Source organism: Paeniglutamicibacter sulfureus, from assembly GCF_039535115.1.
GTDB classification, from domain to species: Bacteria; Actinomycetota; Actinomycetes; order Actinomycetales; family Micrococcaceae; genus Paeniglutamicibacter; species Paeniglutamicibacter sulfureus.
Window position 1 is genome coordinate 1698318 of the sequence record NZ_BAAAWO010000001.1, and the last position, 19333, is coordinate 1717650.

Here is a 19333-nt window from a genome sequence, read left to right on the forward strand (position 1 = left end):
CGGTGAAACGAGACTGCGCGCGCCTCCTCGTCTAGTAAGTAGCAGCCATTTGTGCGCCCGAACGCGCAACATGGACTGCCTCTTACCCACTAAAGGAGGACTCTTTGGAGCACCAAACCATCTCAGAGCGTCAGACAAGGTGGTCTTCGCGCCACCGGATTTATCTTCGTTTCACCGCGCTGATCCTCGGCGCATTTCTCTTTGGAGGAGCGATCGCCACGACACCCTCGCCTTCTGATCTCACATCCCCAGCACACGCAATCGATAACCACCACGGCCCCGGCGTAAACTGGGGCAACGGGATTCATGTACACGGTGCCGGGGCGTTCGTGGTTGACGGCCGTTACGTGTATTGCGCAGAACCCTGGGTCCGATCTGGCCCCAAGGTCCCCGTCTTTGTAGGAAGCTCCACAATTCCCGGCAACAGCTCAGGCGGGGTGTCGGTCGCGACCACTGAGGGTGCGCCCCTACAACAGATCACGTTCGTGATTGCGCGCTATGGGCAGACAAACGACAACCTCCAGGCTGCTGCTGTGGCACTCGCCGTGTGGGAGATTCGAGGTGCCGACGGGCGGGGCAGCTCCGGATATGAGGCAGAACTTGCACGCGTGCGAAACTCTGTCGGCCCCGACGTAGTCGCCCTGTCGCAAAGGCTGATGGCCGAGGCCGCTTCGTGGACCTATGCCCGGCAAAGCCACGAGGTTGGTTCGAGTTCAACCGCCATCTCTGTGTCACCAACAAGCGCGTACTCCGGTTCCGTTTCTATTCCTGTCGGCACCCTGTCTCTGCAGATCGAGAGCGGTGAGTTTTCTGATGGCACCACTTCTCGGACGTGGGAAGGAAACGGCTCCCCCGCCGGCACGTCTCTTTCGTGGCAAGGTCTGCCTCCCGCTGAGAGTTGGGACCGGTATTACCGGGTGTCGTTTTCTGGTGAGTATCTCGAAATTCCTACCACCGTGCTTTGGGGCGACGGAGGCAACTCGCAATCCTCGGTGTCGGTCGAATCCTCACGGGCACGGCCATTTGAGGCCGTTACGGTTGAACTCGACACAACTTGGGCTCCTGAAGTGTCAAGCCTCGTGAGCAGCAAGTTCGTGAGTGTCGGCGAGCAGCACAGCGACGACATCACGTTCGCTGCTACCGCCGCTGATACCGGCACGAGCGGAGAATGGCGCTGGCGACTAGCTACGGATGGATCGCACGAATGGATGCCGGTCAAAGCCAAGGTTACGGCTTACGGTCCGTACCTCAGCGATCCCGCTCTGAACCCTTCATCTGAGGCGCCGGTAGGTGCACCCGTCGCTGCACGCGGGACGTTCACAACCGATCCAGCTCGGGATCAGTCAAGCCCACAAACCTACTCATTCCTTTTTGACGATGAGATCCTTGAACAGGGTTACTACACGTACAAGTGGGACATTGATGGCGCTGACCAAGATCCCTCGATCATCGGCGCCGATAACTGCCTAAAACCTAACGCGGAACTAGGCTGCCGCGTGCGCAGGGATTTTGGGAGGAGAGATGCGACGATTTCGGCATACCCGAAGAATCGGCGAGGATCGTGCACCCCGAGGTGCGCACGGAAGCGCAGCCACAAGCCACAGTAGGTGACACGATTACCGATGTCGCGATTGTAGATGGCTCGGTGCCGGCAGGCTCTGAACTCACCTTTGAGGTGTTCAAGTCGCCGGTGGCGGGAGACCTCAAACACGATCAAAATGGTGAGCTCACCGACACTGCCTGGACTCAGGCCGAGGTAGACGCGCTGAACGGTGAGGCGGTGTGCACGATGGAGAATCTTGCCGGCCGCACCGAACCAATTGCCGTAACTGCCGGACCTCACAGCGGCGAGCGCTACACCTCTCCCGGAGTCCAAGTAGACAGGGCCGGCACTTATTGGTGGATCGAATCACTGCTCCATCGCGACCCAGAGTCTGGCGCGGAGACGTTGATCATTTCCGGCACTTGCGGGTTGCTGCTTTTGGCGGCAGTTATGGTCGGGGTTGCAGGTGGGGAGTCGCGCGTCGGCCCGAACGCAGCGAGTCAAGAGAGATGCCCAGTGGGCGGGATTGCTTCTACCTGCTGCTTCGAGCAGTGCGGCCACGAAGCACCCCGACGAGGTGCTGCACGTCAGGTCCGTCCCGTTCAATGCGCCAGCTTGCCCAGATTTCAGTTCCAGGCAGAAGCGTTTCCCCATTGTGTGTGACCGGAATCACGGCGTGCACACGCTTGTTAGAGAGGTGCCTGGCCAGGGGCTGCGCCATGAGCGCGCCGCCGAGCCCAGTCGCTACGAGCTCGAGTGTTGCCTTGGCGTTTCGTGGCGTCCAAGAAGGGTCTTTCCACTCCTGGGGTTCGGGCCACTCGGCGAAGTGATCCGGGTGTGCGAGGAGCGTCAATAAGGAGAGATCCTCGAGATCAATCTCTCCCAGCTTCGCGAGCTCGTGATCTGCCGGAACCACAAGAGCGATGGTCTCGTTGTAGAGGTGCATCGCGTGCCGGGTGCGCGCTGCCGCCTCGCTTCCCGCGGGAATAGCTCCGGGTGCAACTCGTTCTAGCAATACATCGAACTCTGTGCGGGCGTTCTCAACCTCGTGCAGGTCCACAGGCACGAGTTCCAACGGTTGTTCTCGCACTGCTCGCGCCCAACGCTCGGCCCACTTGCTTGGGGCCACGCCGCGCACGAAGCCGAGCTGCAGCGTCGGCAGCTCCACCCGTTCCGGTTTGGGCGTTGCCTTGGCAGCGGCCTGCTTTTTCGAGGCGGCCCCGGCCTTCTTGCCAGCTGACTGCGGTCGCTTGATCGACCTCAGAGGGCTGCCTTTTGATGCGCCTCGTCGTGGGGCATTACGGTTCAAGGGGCAACCTCCGAGTAAATTTCATGATCGTAGCTGAGTCGGGCCGATGACAGAGCGATGCGGTAGTCGTCCTCCGATACCTGGCACCTGAGCGGTGTGCCCTCTTCAAGGTAGTGGGGAAGGGCGAGACGACTGTGTCCCTGCGGTGGCAGTCCACTCGCCGGCACGACTCGCCACCAGGTGACGGCGTGGCCGTAGTAGGCGAGCACTCGACCGACTGCCCGCGGAGCGTTGGACCCAAGTGCGTGCGCAATGTCACCGTATGTCATGACGCGCCCTGGCGGGATGCGCCTGATGACGTCGAGCACTGCGTCGACGAACTCCGGGCTTGGCATGCGTTAAGCCTACGGCCACAGCAGAGATTCGAATTGCGAGGATCGCGTGATTTTGAGGATCACCAAGCCAATTGGGCGCTGCTGAAGAGTGTGGGCTCGATCTTCGCCGATTAACCGAGTTGTGAGACCCCGAGGAGCGTACCAATGCCATAGGTGGCCGCGACGGCGATGCCGCCGAAGAGCAGCTGGCGGCCCGCGCTCGCGAAGGGGTTGCGGTCAGTGAACTTTGCGGCAGCGAAGCCCGCAGCGAGAAGACCCACTCCGCCGAAGAGGAGCCCCCACCCGAGGGTTCCGAAGCCGATCAGGAACGGAAGGACCGGGATAATCGCACCCACGCTAAAGGAGACAAGAGATGCGATTGCCGCCACCCTCGGCGATTGCTTTTCGTCGGGGCTCAAGCCAAGTTCGTGCGCGAGGTGCACTCTGAGCGCCTGTTCGGTGTTCGCGTGCACCTGTGAAGCGGCATCGCGAGCTGTACTAGGGTGCATGCCGAGCGACTCGAACATGATCGAGAGTTCGGCCTCCTCGCCTTCTGGATTGCGAGTGAGGGCGTCGCGCTCGGTGTCGATCTCAACTTGAAGCTGCTCGTTCTGCGTCCGCACGGAGGTGTATTCGCCAAGCGCCATTGAGATCGCGCCAGAGATGAGGCCCGAGATACCGGTGATCGCGATAATGCCAGGGGAAGCGCCTGCTGCGGCAATACCTGAAATGAGGCCGGTGTTTGAGACGAGGCCGTCCATCGCACCGAACACCGAAGCGCGAAGCCACCCAGACCCGGCGGAGGACGAGTGAGTGTGGTCGTACTCGTGTGGGTTTGCGATGTTGATTTCCTTCACGTGAGGCAACGTTAGCAATCATTCTCGATGCGTGAGAACCCGTTTTTGAAGGTGGTCGGGCCGCGCAAATCGACTGCGTCACGACGAAGATTTCCTCCGTGAATGGCCCAGTTTGTTACTCCGGGCGGGGGCTGCTGAGCTGAACGAGCACGTTGAGGTGCTGTTGGGCGATGACACGAACTCCCACAAGCAGAAGCGCAGAGAACAGGCACAATAGGCCGATCAAGATCAAAAACGTTCCGAGCATGGCTTGAAAGGGGGCTCCGGAGAAGAAATCACGGCTTGAGGTGCCCATGAAGATCATCCAGCCGAGAATCAAGAGGATCGGCGTGAGCGTAAAGAAGATTGCGGCGATACCGGGCAGGCCGATCCTCGGAGAAACTGAGCCGGATGCGTTCTGTGGTTGTGAATCGGTCATGGTTGAAGCTTATTCGGGAGGCCTGATGAGTGCCATGCCGTCTGGCTACGACTCCTTAGCTACAGTGCTGTCAGACGAGACGCTGAAATTGCTCCCCGCGAGCAAGGCTTCTAGTGCGGCCCGATGTTTTTCGTACGCGGTGCGACCTTGCTTGGTGATTCGAAATGTGGTCGTGCCGCCTCGCCCGCGGCCCGCCTTGGCGACCGTGATGTAGCTGGCCTCAGTCAGAGCAGTGGCCTGCTTGGAGAGGTCGGAATCGCTGACCCCCAATGCATCGCGCACAAACCCGAAATCTGCGTCTTGAGCGTGGGCAAGCAGTGCCATAAGCGCGAGCCGTTTGGGCGCGTGAATGACCGGGTCGAGGTCGGAAATCATGCCAGTCGAACCCGTACACGATCGGCAGCCCGCTCGTAGGCGATGCCGAACCAGGTCAGCCCACCCAGGCATGCCACGAAACTTACCGGAATGCTTACCCAGAGTGAACTCGTGACGGCCAGCGCGAAGACGCCTGCTATGAGTATGATCGTGCCGAGTAAGTACCAGTTGAAAACTCGGCGGATTTCTTGGGGAGCCTTGCCCTTTGGGGTGACGCCGCGGCGTTTTCTTTGGTCGAGGATCACGACAAGTGCAATGAGCACGATCGTAAGGGTCGGGATAGACCCCAAAGGGGTGCGCTCGGAAAACAATCCCTGCGTTTGCGTCACGAGCAGCACGAGGGCTGGACCCGTGAGGCTGATCAGGAGAGTGTGCCACCAGGGGGACCTGGGGAGAGCGATATGGGGCGCGGCGGCTGCCCGCTCGGCCTCGCGGAGCTGTTGTTGAATCTCATTACTTTCCATGTTGGAAAGATTAAGCTATCACTTTCCAGTCTGTCAAGTGATCGATTCTGTGGATCACTTCCTGCCTGCGCGCGAGTCTGCGGCGGATTTCAAGATCTACGGGTGAGGCGTCTCTCGGAGTACCCGGTATCGAATGCAAATGAAATCGCGATTGCGAGCGTGGTCAATGATTTCGAGTTGCAGATTTCGCGGAAGGAGAGGCTGGCCGGAACCAAGTGTTACCGGCGCGAACTGTACCCAGACTTCGTCGAGTAGCTCAGCATCTGCGAACTGGCCAGCAAGGTCGCCACCGCCCACCACCCAAATATCTTTTCCCTGCGCAGCTAGGACGGCCTCTGCGTGAGCCTGCGTCACTGAACCCTGAACAAAGCGGATATCTGCGCCTTCTGGAACGGGCAGGTCGCGATGAGTGAATACCCAGACCGGCTGCTCGTAGCCCCACTCATCTTGGTTGCTCAGTAGCCACTCATACGTGGAAGCACCCATGAAGAGAGCGCCAATTCCTTTCACGAACTCTGGGTATGCCATGGGGCCTTCGAAATCGAAGTCCTGCTTGAACAGCCACTCAAGGGAATGCTCGGGGGTGGCGATGAACCCGTCGAGGCTTGAAGCAGTATAGAAGTGGGTGGTCATGGGAGCGCACCTTTCTTGCGATGTTCTGGAAATCAGGGTCAGAGTTCTGCATCATTGAGCGCAAGCCGCAAGTTATATGGATTCCTCGTCCCTTCGATGCCAGGCAAACCAGGCGACCACACAGAAGGCTGCGAGCATGACGAGGTCAGCGATGAACGCAACTGGGACAGATCGAGATATCCGCGCAACCGGGAACGCAGCCGCCGCAAATACCAACAACACAGCGCTCCAGCGGGGCGTGAGCCCGGTCCACCAATGCATTGCGCCCAAGGACAAAAGCGCGACCGGAAAGAGCGGTCCGGCCAGAATCAGCACAATAGCCACCGGGAGTGGGTAGATGTCGAAAGTAGCTAGCGAGCGAAACTCGGTGATACCGAACACACTCTCAAACACGCCTTGCAGCCCGAACGCGACGGTGCCGAACATGCCGATCAGCACCAGAAGCATCCATAGCCCCGACAGAAGGGGAAACCGGGGGCGGAGGGCGTTGTATTCCCCAATGAGTCCGTACACCCAGGGCACGGCGGCTATGGCAATGAGAAGCCCGCCGGTCACTCCATAGTGTCCGTCGATCCAGAAGAGCGGTGACAGGGCGAACAGCAAGGGTCCGATAATCAGACCAAGGCTTTCCAAACGGCGTACCACCATGCCCAAAGAGTAACACTGCCAAAGCTCTGGCGCTTAGCGGGCGTAAAAATGCATGGTCACACCCCGTGCGCTGATGCCGGGCGCGGAGATCCAGCAATGGGCGTCCCGATGCCACGTGGTGAGTGATCCCTCCCGGTTCGACCCGGCCGTTTCACCCTTCTCATTTGGGTCTCATCATTCTCAGCCATACTAGTGGGCATGGGATTGGGAAAAACTGGCAAGATCGTGGCCTGGCTGGCGGTGTTCTTGACCTTGGGGCTGGGGACCTATGTGGTGGCGCTGGGACTCACTGCTCCCCCTGCTGTCAATCTGGGCCCGGCAATCACCGTCGAGGAGGGTCCGACACCGTCCAACCCGTCGTCCTCGTCCGTGGATCCCACTCCCAAGCCGAAGCCAACCGCTCCCTCGCCCACCAAATCGTCGAAGCCCCCGGCCAAGCCCTCCGTCAAGCCTTCGCCAAAGCCGCCGGTCCTGCCCAGCAAGTCGGCACCCGTCAAGCCGCTTCCCCCGTCCTCTGTGGACGACGACGACGATGACGACGATGATGACTTCGAAGAGCCGGATGACGACGATGACTAGGATCACCCGACTCGCCCGGCATCTGGCAAGGTTCTTCGCCAGCACACGCGTTGCCCGGCGAGGGTTCTCCGTGCGCACCCGCGTGCTTGCGGGCATGCTTGGACTGATCACCTTGGCGTTCGCCGTCACGGGCACCGTGGTCTATCTCCTGCAGGTTCGCACCATGGACGCCCGCATCGACGACTCGCTCAAGCGCAGCGTCCAGGAATTCCAGGTGCTGGCCGCCCGCAGTTCCGAATCGGCAACCGCTTCCGCACCGCTCACGGCCGAGGCCCTGCTGTACACCGCCATGCAGCAGACCCTGCCGGCCAAGCACGAGGGCATGCTGAGCATGGTCAACAACGACGTGCGGTGGACCGCCCCCGAGATCGTCCAGCTGCGCCCGGAAAACGACCCGGAATTCATCGCCTGGGCGGTGAACTCCGCCCCGGACGAAAGGGTCATGCTCCAAACGGTGCCCACTGCCAAGGCCACCTATCGCGTGGTGAGCATTCCGCTGACCCTCGCCCAGCCCCAACCACCTGCCCACCTGTTCCTTGCCTACGACTACACCGCCGAGCGGCAGGCCCTGAATCGCGGCTTCCTCATGTATGTGGCGGTCGGCCTTGCCATCTTGCTGGTGGCAGGAGCGGCCGGCTGGTTGCTGGTGGGCAGGTTCCTGCGCCCCGTGGCCCTGCTGCGCGACACCGCCCGGAAGATTTCCGAATCGGACCTGTCCCAGCGCATCAAAGTGGTCGGACGCGACGACCTCGCCGAACTCACGATGACGGTCAACGCCATGCTGGACCGCGTGGAGAACGCCATGGTTTCCCAGCGCCAGCTCCTTGACGACGTGGGCCACGAGCTCAGAACGCCGGTGACCATCGTGCAGGGGCACCTTGAGCTCATGGACCCCTTGGATCCAGAAGACGTCAACCAGTCACGGGACATCGCGCTGGCGGAACTGGACCGAATGTCCTTCCTCATCAACGACCTGGTCACCCTGGCGAACTCCAACAGGGTCGACTTCGTCCAGCCTGCCGCCACGAACATCGGCACCCTGCTCGACGACTTGTTGGACAAGGCGCGTCCGCTCGGCGACCGTGTCTGGAGGATCGGCCACAGGGTCGAGGCCACTGCCGATGTCGATCCACAGCGCATCACCCAGGCGATGCTGCAATTGTGCTCCAACGCCGTCAAGTTTTCCGCCGACGGGTCCACAATTACCATGGGAACCAACATCACGACGGACTCCGGCAACGAGGTCCTGCGGTTCTGGGTCCGCGACGAGGGAGTCGGGATCGCAGTGACTGACCAGGAGCGAATTTTCGAACGCTTTGGCCGTGGCCACAATTCCAAACGCACAGAGGGTTCCGGACTGGGACTGAACATCGTCTCGGCGATTGCCGGAGCACACGGAGGAAGCATCGGGGTCAGCTCCGATGTGGGCGTTGGCTCGACCTTCGTCATTGAAATCCCCATTGCCCCGGAGAAAGAAGAAGATGAGCCGAATACTGATCATTGAGGACGAGGACCGCATCAGTTCCTTTGTCGCCAAGGGCCTCAAGGCCGCTGGCTTCGCCCCGACCGTCGCCGACACAGGCAAGGAGGGCGGGTACCTTGCCCAGACCGGAGACTTCGAGCTGATCGTCCTGGATCTTGGATTGCCCGACGAGGACGGTTTCTCGGTTCTTGCGCGCATCCGCTCCACCAACGCCGATACCCCCGTCATCATTCTCACGGCGCGTTCGAGCATCGACGACACTGTTGCGGGGCTCGAAGGAGGCGCGGACGACTACATGGCCAAGCCCTTCCGGTTCGAGGAGCTCCTGGCCCGGGTGCGGCTGCGGCTGCGTCCGCAGGCGGCGGTGCACGAGGAGCAGGTGATTCGAGTCGGCCCGCTGGAACTCGATTTCGGGAGCCGCCGGACGCGTCTGCACGGTCGCGAGATCGACCTGTCGGCCAGGGAATTCGGGCTGGCCGAGGCCTTCATGCGAAACCCCGGGCAGGTGCTCAGCCGGGAGCAATTGCTATCCAGGGTGTGGGGCTATGACTTCGATCCCGGGTCAAACGTCGTTGACGTGTATGTGCGCTACTTGCGCAACAAATTGGGCGCTGAATGGTTCACCACGGTGCGTGGCATGGGGTACCGCTTCGAGGATCCGTCCTGAAGCGCTGCCGGGCATGCGACCCCTCACACCTGATGTGACAGTCCCCGCGGCCGCGGCAGCTCCTTCCGGTCCCTGATTGGAGATCAGGTGCAGTGGCGATGGTATCGGCGATTCGCCACTTGAGGGTCAGGGCCGCAATCCCACGTGCGCAGGCGGCCAAACCGGCACAAAGCGTTCGAACACGATCTCATCGTCCTCACTCCAGGTGCGGCCGCGGGCGGTTTCGGTACGCCGCCAGTATTTGCGGTGTTCGGTCCTCCAGCTCTCCAGTGACCTGTCGTCCTCGCCTTCATCCCTGGCGAAGTCGGCATCGGCGCTGTTGAAGTCGCCGATCCGAAACTCCACGCTTTTCAGGATGACCCGAGGTGTTCCCGACCCGTCGCAGGCGATCCAATGAGATCCGATGCGCGGAAGAGACTGGCCGTCATCCAGGAACTCCCGGGCTAGCGTCGAGGTGGCTCTTTTGCGACCATGGATCACTTCATGCAGCAGCGCGTCTGCCAGGTCCGCCGAATCACCGAAGCGTTCGACCGTGTACTCCGGGCAAAGACGAACTCTATCCGGGTTGGCATTTGAATACTCGGCCCACATCAGGGCAGCGGCTTCCCGGTCAATGAATGGCTCACCGGCGTCTTGTGGTTTCACAGACTCAGCATGCCATGGCGGTTCCACGTACGGCACATGTCTGGCCCGGAGCTGGACGTGGAACCTGCCGATGCTGCCGGTCCGGTGACGCACCTGCGGCGGGTACCGGTTCAGAAACCGGTACCCGCCGCATCCGCTGGGTCCGCGTCGGTTAGCTGGCGCTGGCCGCCGAAGGTGCGGTCTGCGGAGACAAAGGTGAGACCGGGGACTGGGCCGTAACCGGCGATACCGGAGAAACCGGGGACTGGGCCGTGACCGGGGAAACCGGAGAAACCGGCGACTGGGCCGTAACCGGCGACACCGGAGAAACCGGGGACTGTGCCGTAACCGGGGAAGCCGGTGTTTGTGCCGAAACCGGCGACGCTGCCGACTGTGCAGATGCGGCAGTTTGCGCGGAGACTTCGGCCGCAGCTGCGACCCGCTCTACCGAGGAGGAAGTCTGTTGCGATGCGCGCTCCTGCACCACGACCGATTCGTTGACGGCGACGGCAGGCTGGGCTACCGCGACACCGGCTCCAAGGGCAACTACGCCAAGAGCTCCGGTGATTGACCAAAATGTACGTGTCTTCTTCATGGTTCCGAACCTTCCGTTCATTGTTCAGCTGGTTGCTTGATTCCAGCATGACCTTTGAATGTGAGCCGTAGAGGAGAAAAGAATGAGAATGTTCTCATCTTGGCATCAGACCCCTACGAGGATTCCACGCAACCAGCCAAAGGTTCATCATTTTGGCCCAGCGACTATCCGGTTGGTTCGGTTCTCATGGCACTCTGGGCTAGGCCTGCAAGTTCTTCCACCCGACGCAATCGGTCCATCGCCGCCAAACGCCAGTCGGGGTTGGATTCATCCCGCGCGCCGGCCACGAGTGAAAGGACCACGCAAGCCGCCCGGGCATAGAGCCCGCTGGCAGACACCCCGCGGTTGCCCAATTCCGCTTCGAAGGCCTTGGCATACCGTTCGAGATAGTCCCCGACCCGTGCGTACCGCACGTCAAGACCCGGCAAGACCGCAAGGTGTCCGATAAAACAGGCAAGGTCGTCGACGAGATATCCGGGGCCGGCCGAATCAATATCCAACAACCCGGTGATGGTCCCGTCGGTGACGAAGATGTTGGCCTCGTAGAAATCCCCATGGCTAGGTACCAGCTCGCCGCGGCGGGAGTTCTCCAGGATGTGGGCAAGTCGCTGGATCAGGGCTGCGATGTTTTCGGCTTGGTCCGGCACGGCGGTCTGGGCCGCATGCCCGTACCAGCCCAGGCGGTCCGACCAGGCCGGCCTGGCGGGAAACTCCATCAGGGCCTGAGGCAGCGAGTCAAGAAGCCCGATGATCTGTTTCGGATCCAGGGGCAGGTCCGGGGCATGCATGAGGTCTTCGGCCAGCGGCACTCCCCTTGCCCGGTGAAATGCCAGCACACCATCCATCGGCGGACCTACTGGCGTGGGGGCCGGGACGCCTGCCTGCAGTAGGGCAAGGTGCTTGTCATGCAGAAGTTGCGCATCCTTCCTCAGGACCTTGAGGAACAGTTGGTTGCCGTCTCCAAAACGGGCCAGTAAAACCGCCCGACGCAGCGGGCGGTAGGCCAAGGTGCGCAGCTCCTCCAGCACGCGGCCGCCACCCCACTTTTCCTCGACCAATGCCGGAGTGGTCGCCAGCGGCAATCCGGGCAGCAGCGGATCTGCAGGATGCAGCCATACGACGACGGTGCCCTGGCCACTGTCCAGCCGCACGGCACCTTCCGGGACCTTCTCCAGTTTTTCCGCGGTGGCGCCAAGGTATAGGGTCGTCGATCCGTTGCTGGCCTCAAAGACTCCCGAGACCCCGGCACCGGGCCGATGGTGCAACTCCGCCAAGGAAACCTTGGCATGCTCAAGTCCCATCGGACGGACGACATCGGCCAGGATGTCCGTCAGTTCAGCCGATTCGAAGAAGTCCAGTTGCTCCCGTTCGGTCCATGCGTCGGCATCCTGAAGCACCGGTGAATTCATCGAGCCCTCGTTCCTCATCGTCACGGCAAGTCGCGCCGGCCGGGGGCAGCGCTGGCCTAATTCCCTTTGCCCGCTACCTTCTCACATCCGGTGCCACGCGGGCCACGGGAAGGTCGCCACGGGCGCGTCCCTTTGCCGGTGGCGCAGAAACCGATGGCCGACCGCCCGACTCCTTGAACGGGGAGTTGGGCGGTCGGCCATCGGTGCTTGTTCGCGTTGAGGTGAGTGCCAAGGAGTACTAGGCCCAGTTGGCGTAGGTGGCGTTTTCCTTCTCCACCAGGGTCAGCACGTCATAGGTGGCAACGATCTCGCCATCCTGGTTGTTGATGACAGCGTCCCAGGCGACTTCCCCGTATTCGTCGGTGACGCGCGGGGTGATCTTCTTGGCGGTCAGCGTGACCCGGATCGAGTCCCCGTCCGGCACCGGCGTGATGAAGCGCAGGTTCTCCAGGCCGTAGTTGGCCAGGACCGGTCCCGGTGCGGGCTGGACGAAGAGTCCCGCGGCCCAGGAGACCAGAAGGTAGCCGTGGGCCACGATGCCGGGGAAGAACGGGTTGGCCTCGGCCGCGGCACGGTCGGTGTGTGCGTAGAAGGTGTCCCCTGTTTCGTTGGCAAAGGCGGTGATTTCCTCCAGGCTGACCTTGCGCAGCGGCGAGGCAAAGGCATCGCCGATTTTCAGCTCGGCCAGCGACTTGCGGAACGGGTGGATCGCCCCCTCGACGGCGCCGAACTCGGCGTCGCCGGCAATGACTCGGTCGGCTCCCGTGTGCCATATGCCGGTGACTGCCGTGAGCATGTTCGGCGAGCCCTGGATGGCTGTGCGCTGCATGTGGTGCATGACCGAGCGGATGCCGCCGAGTTCTTCGCCACCGCCGGCACGGCCGGGGCCGCCGTGCACCAAGTGCGGAACCGGGGATCCGTGGCCGGTGGAGCTGCGCGCTGTCTCTCGGTTGAGCATGTGGACACGGCCGTGGTGCGAGGCGATGCCGGTGGTGAGGACGCGCGCGGTGTCGGGGTCATTGGTGCATACGGTGGCCACCAGGGACCCGGAGCCCTTTGCGGCGAGGCGTACGGCGTCGTCCAGGTCAGAGTAGCCGATCACCGAGGAAACCGGGCCAAAGGCCTCGCGGCTGTGCACCGACTCGTTCTCCACGTCGTCCCAGGTGAGCAACAGCGGGGACATGAAGGCCCCGGCATCGACGGTTCTCTCTTCGCCCTCGGTGGTGCGAACCACCGGTGCATCCAGGGTTCCGTAGGCGATTTCGCCGCCGGCGGCAATCATGTCCTCGACCGCGGCGCGTACGTCGCGCAACTGCTCCAGGGATGCGAGGGCCCCCATGGTGACGCCCTCGGCGCGCGGGTCGCCGATGACCACACGCTCATCGATGCGCTCGCCCACGGCCTTGACCACGTCGGCAACGAGGGCGGCGGGCACGATGTTGCGCCGGATGGCGGTGCACTTCTGGCCCGCCTTGGAGGTCATCTCCGTGGTGACTGCCTTGACGAAGGCGTCGAATTCCGGGGTGCCGACCACTGCGTCGGGACCGAGGATGGCGGCGTTGAGGGAGTCGGTTTCAGCGGTGAATCGCACGCCGCCCTCGATGACGTTCTTGTGGGATTTCAGCGAGAATGCAGTGGAGGCCGATCCGGTGAAGGACAGCATGTCGCGGTAGTCCAGCACGTCCAACAGCGTGCGGGCCGAGCCGGAGATCAGCTGGATGGATCCCTCGGGCAGGATGCCGGATTCGACCATCAGGCGCACCATGGCCTCGGCTACGTAGCCGGTGGGGGTGGCGGGCTTGGCAATGGTCGGCACACCGGCGATGAAGGCGGGCGCGAACTTCTCCAGCATTCCCCAAACCGGGAAGTTGAAGGCATTGATCTGTGCTGCAACACCGGGAATCCGGGTGTAGATGTGTTCGCCGGCGAAGGAACCGTCGCGCGAAAGGACCTCCATGGTCCCGTCGGTGATGACATTGGAGTTCGGCAATTCGCGCCGGCCCTTGGAGGAGAAGGTGAACAGCACGCCGATGCCGCCGTCGATGTCCACCATCGAGTCGATCTTGGTCGCACCGGTTTGGTAGGAGATTTCGTAAAGCACTTCGCGGCGGTCATTGAGGAATGTGGCAAGTTCCTTGAGCTTGAGGGCGCGCTCGTGCAAGGTGAGCTTGCCCAGTTCGGCCTGGCCGACGGTGCGTCCATACTCAACGACCTTGGCCAGATCCATCCCGTCGCTGTTGACCGTGGCCAGGGGCGCTCCTGTGTTGGCATCCAACACGGGGGTACCCCCAACCGGCTCGGACGGGGTCCACCAAGAGTTTTGAATGAAGCTCGGAACGAGTGGAGCCATGGGAGTAGTCGTCATCGACAAGGTCCTTCCTGAACGATCGGTCAGTATTAGCAACCACAGTACAGTATGGGGAAGAGCACCACGAGTCCCGGGCGCCAAACAAGCCCGCAAAACAGGAGATTGACATCCATGAGCGCAGAGCGCCCGACCGCCCCCACCCCCGAAACGTCGATTGGCGGAGTGTGGCAGATTGCCCTCGGCGAGCTGGATATCAAGATGGGCATCAAGATCCTCGAGGAGTCAGTCGAGAAGGTCGTGGCAACCATGCCGGTGGAGGGAAACCGCCAATCATTCGGCCTGCTACACGGAGGGGCGTCCCTGGCCGTGGGCGAGGCGGTGGGTTCCTGGGCAGCCGTCAAGCACGCCTCAACCATGGGCAAGTCCGCAGTGGGCGTGGACGTTTCGGCGACGCACCACAAGGGGGCCCGCAGCGGCTTGATCACGATCACAGCGACCCCGATCAGCCTGGGCCGCCGCGTGGCCAGCCACCAGGTTGTGATTGAGAACGAAGCCGGCGAGCGCCTCTGCACCCTGCGGATCACCAACCTGATCATCGACATCAGGAAGTAAGCCCGCGTACCCACGTTAGTTCTCGCAGCTTGATTCCGCGGTTCCCATCAGCGAGTAGACCGGGCCGCGGGGCGAAACGTCCCCGCCGAGCCCGAGTGCGGAGATCCTGAGGCTCGGGCTGTTGACCATGCTCTGGCTGCCCCCGGCACCCAGACAGCCGGGCATGGAACCAACCATCGCGGTGACGCGCGCGGCTTCACCGGCGGGCAGCGAATCGTTGATCTCGAAGCGGGCGTCGGCCTCCTGATTGTCCAGCGCTCGAAACGTGTTGCCGTTGAACTCGAGCGTTCCGATCTGGACTCCGGTTCCGTTGCCGGGGCCGGCGAGCTGGATGTCCACGGACTTCACCTTGACGTCGACGTTGCTGGTGTTGTGCACGATGAAAGTGAACCTGCAGTCCAGGTTTCTCGTGACGCTCAGCGCGGGGAGGGTCACGGCCACACCGTCGTCACTGCCCAGCTGCAAGTCGTTCGTGGTGACGGCTTCCGGATCCACGCATTCGAAGGGAGCGGAGCCCACGAGCACCTCGAGCCCGGAGCGGGCGGTTGCCGAACTGACACTCCACAGCGCCGCTCCGCCCAGCACCAGTGCCGCTCCGGCGCCGGCAAAAGCACGAGTCGATCGTCGCGATATCCAGGCCATGATCGGAGCATAGGGTGCAATGTCCCTACTGACAAGCAATCTCCTGCCTCGAGGCTGCCGCCTGCGCGGTGAACAACCGGATGTCTCGCCGCGTCCGACATTGAACCGTGCGATCCGGGACCGGAGCCGCACCCCCGCGGATAGGTCTCCCGTGACCGCAAGAGGAGCACGCCCGGCGGTCCCCGCGCGACCGCTTCAGTGACAGCGGTCGATTCGCGCCCTACCTTGGTGACCTTTCCGGCATCCCGCAAGAACCAAGCGCTTATCGCCATGGCGGTCGATCCTCCCACCCGCCAAACGTGCGCCAATTGGAAGTGATTGACAATCACCAATGACTATGGTGTGCTTGGTGAACCAACGCCAGTAACTACCGAAGGAGGAATCCGATGAGTGTCCCGACGATCACCCCGGAACAGATATTTCCTTCCCACAGGAGTTACTCCAGCGATGAAGAATTACGTAGAAAACAGCTTTCCAGACACCTTTGAACCACGCCTCTCCCCCGGCAAGACCAGGCCCGCAGATCGCGAGGTGGACTGGAACTACCTCGACGACCAACTCACCGAAGCCCAACGTTGGTCAACCTGGCCGGCAACCGAGAAATTGATGCGCGGCCCCCTGCCCTACCCCGAGTTCGTCATAGAGGATGCCGGTGCCATCGACACTGAACTCGGCGTCCTCAAGACCGGCAAGGAAGCAGATGTCTTCCTGATCGAACGGGCCACCGCCGACCAACGATCCTTGTTGGCTGCCAAACGCTATAGATCACCGGATCAGCGAACCTTCAACCGGTCCTCGACCTACACCCAGGGCCGCAGCGTCAAGCGTTCACGCGATGCCCGTGCCCTGAAAAGCGGCAGCACCTATGGGCGTCTCGTGGAGGCTTCGCGGTGGGCAAATTCAGAGTGGCAATACCTTCGTATGTGCTTTGAGGCCGGCGCTCCGGTCCCCTATCCGGTGCAGATCATGGGCACAGAGATCCTCATGGAGTTCATCGCAGATCCGGAATCCCAAGGCGCGGCAGCACCGCGGCTGCAGCATGTGCATCCAGACAAAGAACGGCTGGGCTATTACTGGGAGCAAATAGTTGGGGCCATGAAGGTTTTTGCCCAGCTGGGGTTTGCCCACGGCGACCTCTCTCCCTACAACGTCCTTGCTGCCGGCGAGAGGCTCGTGGTCATCGACCTGCCGCAATTTGTCGACCTCGCCGGGAACGAAGGCGGCGTCGGGTTCCTTCTACGGGACTGCCAGAACATCAGCGCATGGTTCCGGTCGCGGGGTCTGGATGTTGACGGCGACGAACTCCTGGCCGAGGTGATCGCAGAGGCTTGGTAGTTCCCGGATGTCGCTCGCGTTCTCGGACCAAGGACCGTCGAGTCCAATTGGTACGTCGACTGTGCTGGTTTCCGCCCGACATGCGGGCTATGGTTGGCCCACAAACTGCTTGGGCCGCACGAACGTAACGATCATTCTCGCATCTACCTGGTGAAAGCGTGGCCACGTGGCCACTACTGGCCTTCTTACTGAATTACCTTGAGCAATTTCCAGAAAGGACATTCACCTTGAGAACCGCATACAAGGTTGTTGCTCACATCATTGCCGCCGCCGTAGTGCTTCAGGCGGCCCTCATCGCCTGGGGAACATTTGACGTCATCAACATGCTGACTGCCGGAGATGTTCCCGAAGGCCCGCCACTGGCCGGAATAATGCACGGCATGATCGGGATGTACGCAGCCCCGGTTCTCGTGCTGGCGCTGTTGGTCATCGCGTTGCTGGCCCATGCCGGCCTGAAATGGGCATTGTGGCTCCTCTTGGCCGTGGCCGTCCAGATCACGCTGGCCTTCGTCGCATTCGGCGCTCCCCTGGTTGGATTGCTTCACGGAATCAACGCCTTTGCCATCATCGCGCTGGCGGAGCTCGGAGCCCGCGCTGTCGCCCATGCTCCTGCGCATGTGCCAAGCACCAGAAAGGTCATGCGCCCGGCGACATAGCACCGCGCCGCATTTCCCACTCACGGTCCGTGGCCAGCGCGGCGAGGAAATCCTCGTCGTGGCTGGCCACAACCATGGCGCCGCCGTATGACTCCAGGGCCGACAGCAGCTGCTCAACGGTGACCATGTCCAGGTTGTTCGTTGGCTCGTCGAGCAGCAGCAATTGCGGCGCGGGATTGGCCAGTAAGATCATCGCCAGCGCGACTCGAAACCTCTCGCCGCCCGACAACTGGGACACCGGCTCATCGACCCTGCTGCCGCGGAAATGAAAGGCCGCCAGTTGTTCCCGCAGGATCCCCGGTTCCACGCCCGGAGCCGCAAGCCGGAGGTTCTCCAGCATGCTCATTCGGTTCCTGAGCCCTGCCCAATCCTGCTCTTCGGCGGCTGAAAGCCTCTGGCGCAGGAATCCAACCGGCACCCTCGATCGCATCGCCAACGCGTCCATCAACGTGGTCTTCCCTACCCCGTTGCCTCCGACAAGGGCGATGCGTTCCGGGCCCCAGATTCCAAGTACCGAGTCTCCGGTCAGGGGCTCGCCGTGTTCGAGCACGATACCTCGGGAGATTTCGGCAACCGGTAATTCGAATACGCTGCGTCCGGCGGGGACGCGGGTCCGGGGCAAATCGATTCCGATCCTCAATTCCACCGGCAGCCTGTTGCGGGCATCTTCGAATTCCGCGCGCGCGTCGGCCTCGTGCGACTTCATGATGCCTCGGTTCTTTGCCGCCGAGACCTCGGCCTTGTTGCGCAGGGCGTTGGACAGGATCTTTGGCATGGACTCCGCAGCCTTTTGCCCTTGTTTGGACCGCCGGGCAATCTTGGTCTCCGCCTCGCGGCTCTGCCGTTTCTCAACCGCGAGCTTGCGTCGGGCATCGGCGAGCAACCGTTCCGCGCTGTCACGTTCGTGACCCAGCGACTCTTCCCTGGAATCCCAGTCCCCGAAGCGCACGAGATCTATTTTCTCGGCACGCAGGGCACGCACGTTGACCGGACGCAGCTCCGCCAGGGAATCGAGCATCTTCAACAGGGTCTTGTCGTGGGTGGAAACCAGCATGGTCCCGGCGAATTGACCCACCATGTCGTAGAGCCGGTGGCGGGCGGCCCGGTCAAGGTTGTTGGTCGGCTCGTCGAGCAAGGTGATTCCGCCACCGCGGATTTCGATGCCGGCAAGCGCAACTGCCATGGTTTCCCCGCCGGAGAGGTTGCCTACGGTGCGTTGCAGGAATTCGGGGGTGACCGCTGAGTTCAGGTAGCCGTCCAGCAGGGCCGCGGACCGTTCCTCAAGATCCCAGTCGTTGCCGACCAGGTCCATGTCCCGGGCCAGGTCTTCGCTGGTGTTGTCCAGGATGCGGTGGAGCGCAGCCAGGGTGTCGGTGATGCCCATCAGGCTTGCGACACTGCGCTTGGTGTCCAGCACAATGTCCTGCGCAAGGTAGGACAACCGTGCGTCCGTGTGGATGGTGCCGCGGGTGGGTTCGAGCTCCCCGGCGATCAGCCGCAGCAGCGTGGACTTGCCTGAGCCGTTGGGTCCGATCAGGCCCGTGGTCCCTCGCATGAATGTCGTTGAGACATCGTCGAAAACTGTTCCGCCATTTGGCCAGGAAAAGCCGAGGCGGTCAATGACGATGGGGGTTGGGTGCTGCATGGTGGTTCTCGATTCGACGAAGGAAGCGTCGAAACTTCACCATTTCCTCAGACTTCCCCGTTGGGCAGTGGAGGTTATGGCGTTTCCTTGGCGCGTTTAGGCGAAGGCGAGAACTGGCAACACGTCGTGGTCCTGACGTCGACAATGGGACACTTCAATCGTGCGGCCCGGCATCGCCGGCTGTCAAATGCCCGCGTTGACTCACTAGTAATGCTCG

The 19333-nt window shown here is 62.0% G+C and carries 20 protein-coding genes; 7 read left to right on the plus strand and 13 right to left on the minus strand.

All coding sequences use genetic code 11. The features are described 5' to 3' along the window. The first annotated feature begins 104 nt into the window (after positions 1-104). A complete protein-coding gene (locus tag ABD687_RS07750) occupies positions 105-1607 on the plus strand; it encodes a hypothetical protein (RefSeq protein ID WP_264271880.1) in 1503 nt (500 codons plus the stop codon). A 468-nt stretch (positions 1608-2075) separates the two neighbouring features. Here the strand turns inward: ABD687_RS07750 and ABD687_RS07755 are convergent, their stop codons facing one another. The 8 genes from ABD687_RS07755 to ABD687_RS07790 form a co-directional block, all read right to left on the minus strand. Next, on the minus strand, positions 2076-2852 hold the full coding sequence (locus ABD687_RS07755) for a LysR substrate-binding domain-containing protein (protein ID WP_264271887.1): 777 nt from the start codon (positions 2850-2852) through the stop codon (positions 2076-2078). Continuing rightward, complete coding sequence (locus ABD687_RS07760; RefSeq protein WP_207473698.1) at positions 2849-3187, minus strand: MGMT family protein; 339 nt, start codon at positions 3185-3187, stop codon at positions 2849-2851. Before ABD687_RS07760 ends, ABD687_RS07755 begins: the two co-directional genes overlap by 4 nt. Positions 3188-3297: 110 nt before the next feature. Continuing rightward, positions 3298-4023 (minus strand): VIT1/CCC1 transporter family protein, encoded by a 726-nt coding sequence (locus ABD687_RS07765; RefSeq protein WP_007273067.1) that lies wholly within the window; start codon positions 4021-4023, stop codon positions 3298-3300. A 115-nt stretch (positions 4024-4138) separates the two neighbouring features. Further along, on the minus strand, positions 4139-4441 hold the full coding sequence (locus ABD687_RS07770; protein WP_007273068.1) for a hypothetical protein: 303 nt from the start codon (positions 4439-4441) through the stop codon (positions 4139-4141). A 45-nt stretch (positions 4442-4486) separates the two neighbouring features. Continuing rightward, on the minus strand, positions 4487-4816 hold the full coding sequence (locus ABD687_RS07775) for a transcriptional regulator (protein WP_007273069.1): 330 nt from the start codon (positions 4814-4816) through the stop codon (positions 4487-4489). Beyond that, the gene (locus ABD687_RS07780; protein WP_007273070.1) at positions 4813-5280 is read right to left on the minus strand and encodes a hypothetical protein; all 468 of its coding nucleotides are present in this window, start codon (positions 5278-5280) and stop codon (positions 4813-4815) included. The genes ABD687_RS07775 and ABD687_RS07780 overlap by 4 nt, the downstream gene beginning before the upstream one ends. 96 nt (positions 5281-5376) lie before the next feature. Next, positions 5377-5913: a dihydrofolate reductase family protein gene (locus tag ABD687_RS07785; RefSeq protein WP_007273071.1), complete on the minus strand. Its 537-nt coding sequence runs from the start codon at positions 5911-5913 to the stop codon at positions 5377-5379. Between the two features lie 72 nt (positions 5914-5985). After that, the gene (locus ABD687_RS07790; RefSeq protein WP_007273072.1) at positions 5986-6561 is read right to left on the minus strand and encodes a hypothetical protein; all 576 of its coding nucleotides are present in this window, start codon (positions 6559-6561) and stop codon (positions 5986-5988) included. A gap of 198 nt (positions 6562-6759) precedes the next feature. Here ABD687_RS07790 and ABD687_RS07795 point away from each other — a divergent pair, with 198 nt between their 5' ends. Genes ABD687_RS07795 through ABD687_RS07805 form a run of 3 tightly spaced genes read left to right on the plus strand, consistent with a single transcriptional unit; the run spans position 6760 to position 9290 of the window. Next, positions 6760-7140, plus strand: coding sequence for a hypothetical protein (locus ABD687_RS07795; RefSeq protein ID WP_310292262.1), 381 nt, complete (start codon positions 6760-6762; stop codon positions 7138-7140). Continuing rightward, the gene (locus tag ABD687_RS07800; RefSeq protein ID WP_264270471.1) at positions 7133-8644 is read left to right on the plus strand and encodes a sensor histidine kinase; all 1512 of its coding nucleotides are present in this window, start codon (positions 7133-7135) and stop codon (positions 8642-8644) included. Before ABD687_RS07795 ends, ABD687_RS07800 begins: the two co-directional genes overlap by 8 nt. Continuing rightward, on the plus strand, positions 8622-9290 hold the full coding sequence (locus tag ABD687_RS07805) for a response regulator transcription factor (RefSeq protein WP_310292259.1): 669 nt from the start codon (positions 8622-8624) through the stop codon (positions 9288-9290). The genes ABD687_RS07800 and ABD687_RS07805 overlap by 23 nt, the downstream gene beginning before the upstream one ends. A 126-nt stretch (positions 9291-9416) precedes the next feature. Here ABD687_RS07805 and ABD687_RS07810 read toward each other — a convergent pair whose 3' ends face one another. From ABD687_RS07810 to paaZ, 3 genes are all read right to left on the minus strand, one after another. Then, on the minus strand, positions 9417-9881 hold the full coding sequence (locus tag ABD687_RS07810) for an ASCH domain-containing protein (protein ID WP_302266425.1): 465 nt from the start codon (positions 9879-9881) through the stop codon (positions 9417-9419). A 792-nt stretch (positions 9882-10673) separates the two neighbouring features. Beyond that, positions 10674-11918, minus strand: a complete 1245-nt coding sequence (locus ABD687_RS07815; protein WP_310292256.1) for a phosphotransferase — start codon at positions 11916-11918, stop codon at positions 10674-10676. Between the two features lie 238 nt (positions 11919-12156). Continuing rightward, positions 12157-14283: a phenylacetic acid degradation bifunctional protein PaaZ gene (gene paaZ / locus ABD687_RS07820; RefSeq protein ID WP_264270468.1), complete on the minus strand. Its 2127-nt coding sequence runs from the start codon at positions 14281-14283 to the stop codon at positions 12157-12159. Between the two features lie 114 nt (positions 14284-14397). On the opposite strand from paaZ, the gene ABD687_RS07825 reads away from it, so the two are divergent. After that, complete coding sequence (locus ABD687_RS07825; RefSeq protein WP_264270467.1) at positions 14398-14838, plus strand: PaaI family thioesterase; 441 nt, start codon at positions 14398-14400, stop codon at positions 14836-14838. Positions 14839-14853: 15 nt separating this feature from the next. Here the strand turns inward: ABD687_RS07825 and ABD687_RS07830 are convergent, their stop codons facing one another. Then, positions 14854-15480 carry a hypothetical protein gene (locus ABD687_RS07830; RefSeq protein WP_310292254.1) on the minus strand — a complete coding sequence of 209 codons (627 nt, stop codon included), beginning with the start codon at positions 15478-15480 and terminating at the stop codon, positions 14854-14856. A gap of 447 nt (positions 15481-15927) precedes the next feature. Between ABD687_RS07830 and ABD687_RS07835 the strand changes: the two genes are divergently transcribed. Both ABD687_RS07835 and ABD687_RS07840 read left to right on the plus strand, forming a co-directional pair. Continuing rightward, positions 15928-16815, plus strand: a complete 888-nt coding sequence (locus ABD687_RS07835; RefSeq protein WP_310292252.1) for a serine protein kinase RIO — start codon at positions 15928-15930, stop codon at positions 16813-16815. Positions 16816-17042: 227 nt separating this feature from the next. Continuing rightward, a complete protein-coding gene (locus ABD687_RS07840; RefSeq protein ID WP_264270464.1) occupies positions 17043-17471 on the plus strand; it encodes a hypothetical protein in 429 nt (142 codons plus the stop codon). Here the strand turns inward: ABD687_RS07840 and ABD687_RS07845 are convergent. After that, a complete protein-coding gene (locus ABD687_RS07845; RefSeq protein ID WP_310292250.1) occupies positions 17452-19116 on the minus strand; it encodes an ATP-binding cassette domain-containing protein in 1665 nt (554 codons plus the stop codon). The two genes, ABD687_RS07840 and ABD687_RS07845, sit on opposite strands and share 20 nt — an antisense overlap. Positions 19117-19333 lie beyond the last annotated feature (217 nt).